Here is a 2,214-nt window from a genome sequence, read left to right as displayed (position 1 = left end):
CCCCGATCATGGCGGCGGCGGCGGTGAGCGTCGGCGCCGCCTTCACCGCGACCCTGGTCTACCGCGTCGCGGACGCCCTCGACCACGGCGACATCCCCGACCCGATCCGACCCAACCCGCCGATCGTCGGCCCGCTGGAACCGCCGGTGGCCTACTGGTGGGCGGCGCTCGCCGGGCTGGCCGCACTGCTGATCGGCGCGGCGGTGACCTCGGCCACCCTCCTGCTGACCCGCCGGCGGCGACGCAGACTGGCGGCGCGGATCATCGAACGGGACTACCCCGACCTGCCGGCGCGGGACGCGCACCGGCTGGGCCTGGTCCGGGAGACGATCGCCCGGTCCCGGATCACCGAGGAGCTGGGCCCGGTGCTGATCGCGTTCCTGCTGATCGCGTCGCTCGGGCTGGTCACCGTCGCCTTCGACGTGATCGGGATCGGTCCCACCCAGCTCGCGGCCCGCCTGGGTGGACAGGGGGGCGCCTTCGCCGTGCTCGCCGCCTACGTCACCGACGCCGGGGTCTGGGCGATCAGCCTGCTGGTGATCTGCCTGCTGATCCTCGGGTTCCGGGCGTACCGGTCGGCGCAGACCCGGCGGGTGGTGGCGGTGCTGTGGGACCTCGGCACGTTCTGGCCCCGAACGGTCCACCCGTTCGCGCCGCCCTGCTACGCCGCCCGCGCTGTTCCGGAGCTGGCGAAACGGGTCACCGGCCTCACCGCGCGAGGACCGGTGGTCATCTCCGGGCACAGCCACGGCTCGGTGCTCGCCGCCGCCACCATCCTGCAACTACCGCCGTCGGTGCTGGCCCGGGTGTCGCTGTTGACCTACGGCTCACCGCTGCGACGCACCTACGCCCGGCTCTACCCGGCGTACCTCGGGCCGCGGACGCTGCGCGACCTGGGCGGGCGGATCGGCTGGCGGTGGCGCAACCTGTGGCGCGACACCGACCCGATCGGCGGACCGATCTTCCCTCCGGGCCCGGACGGCCCACCACCCCGCGTCCACGTCGACGAGCGACTGCGTGATCCCCGCAGCCTGACCATCGACCCGGACGACACCGTGCCGCCGCCGATCGAACGACACTGGCCCTACCACACCCAGGCCGCGTATCAGGCTGCCGTCCGCGAGCTGACCGACCGCTCCCGCTGACCGCAGGGCCCGCCCAGCACGGTCACGGCAGCGTCGTGACCAGGGCCGCGACCCGGTCCCGGTCGAGGGTCCCGTCGGCCACCCACACCCGGTACCGGCCGTGCCGGCTCCCACCGGCCGGCACCACCGCCGGCCGGTGGAACGCGAACGCCACACCGACCCCCGGATACATCCCGGTCCGCACGAACCACCGGTCGTCCCGGCCGAGGCCCGTGAAGACCAGGGTGTACGCCCCGCCGCCCGACCGGACGCCGGTCAGCGCGAGCCACGGCGCGGCACTGCCGTTGACCGTCTCCTCCCCGGCCGCGTCGGCGGTGAACACCGCCGGTTCGCCGTCGGCGGCGGCCCGCCAGAAGAACCCGCCGTAGCCGGCCCCGCCCGGACGGCCGTTCGTGGCCGGGCTGCCCAGCCGCACCTCCCGGTCGTCCGGGGCGACGAGGACGGACTCCACGTCGAGCCGCCAGGCGTCCGGCCCGACCACCGACGCGGTGAGCCACCTCCGTTCGGTCAGCAGCACCCCGCCGGCCCGGTCGCGCCACTCGAGGTCGTGCGCGTACCGGCCCGGGGACCGTTCGACCTCGCCGGTGTGCGCGATAACGCCGTGGTCGTCACGCCAGGTGTAGCCGACGTCGCGGACGTAGGTGCGCCCGCCCCAGAGGTTGCTGCCGTCGACGTCCTGCACCGCGAGGGACGCGCCGAGGTGCCACACGTGGTCGGCGGGGAGCGCGTCGGTGACCACCGTTCCGCCGAGGGTGCGTACCGGGTGCAGGTACGGTCGGGGCCCGTGCCGCGCGTCCAGCGCCGGGGCGAGCACATACTCGGCCACCTCCGTGACCCCGGCCGTCAGCCGCACCGGCTCGCCACTCACGGCAGCTCCCGGCGGCCGACGACGGCGGCCGCGACCGGCCGGCGGACGGTGACGGCATGCAGGGCGGCCACGGTGTAGCCGGCGAGGATCGGCACCGCGACCGGGGTGACCAGGACCGCGAGCAGCCCGGCCAGCACGACCACCCCGGTGAGCGCGGCCCAGCGGGTGGGCGCGTCGAGGCAGGCGCGGGCGACGTCCGGC

1 protein-coding gene and 2 pseudogenes are annotated in these 2,214 nt (G+C 75.6%); 1 reads left to right on the top strand and 2 read right to left on the bottom strand.

The window, feature by feature from the left end; translation table 11 throughout:
• Positions 1-1,145, top strand: a pseudogene (locus ABZU52_RS32345) (hypothetical protein); the annotation flags it as partial.
• 22 nt (positions 1,146-1,167) lie between these two features.
• On the opposite strand, the gene ABZU52_RS32340 reads toward ABZU52_RS32345, so the two are convergent.
• Together ABZU52_RS32340 and ABZU52_RS32335 are read right to left on the bottom strand one after the other, a co-directional pair.
• Entirely contained in the window at positions 1,168-2,013 is an 846-nt protein-coding gene (locus tag ABZU52_RS32340) for a PmoA family protein (RefSeq protein WP_354974702.1), read from the bottom strand.
• Positions 2,010-2,214 (bottom strand): annotated as a pseudogene (locus tag ABZU52_RS32335) (hypothetical protein); the annotation flags it as partial. The pseudogene ABZU52_RS32335 and the gene ABZU52_RS32340, both read right to left, overlap by 4 nt.

The organism is Micromonospora sp. NPDC005220 (assembly GCF_040607895.1).
Classification (GTDB): Bacteria; Actinomycetota; Actinomycetes; order Mycobacteriales; family Micromonosporaceae; genus Micromonospora.
The sequence above is the reverse complement of the archived record's forward strand: the minus strand, read 5'-3'. Positions and strand labels throughout refer to the sequence as shown.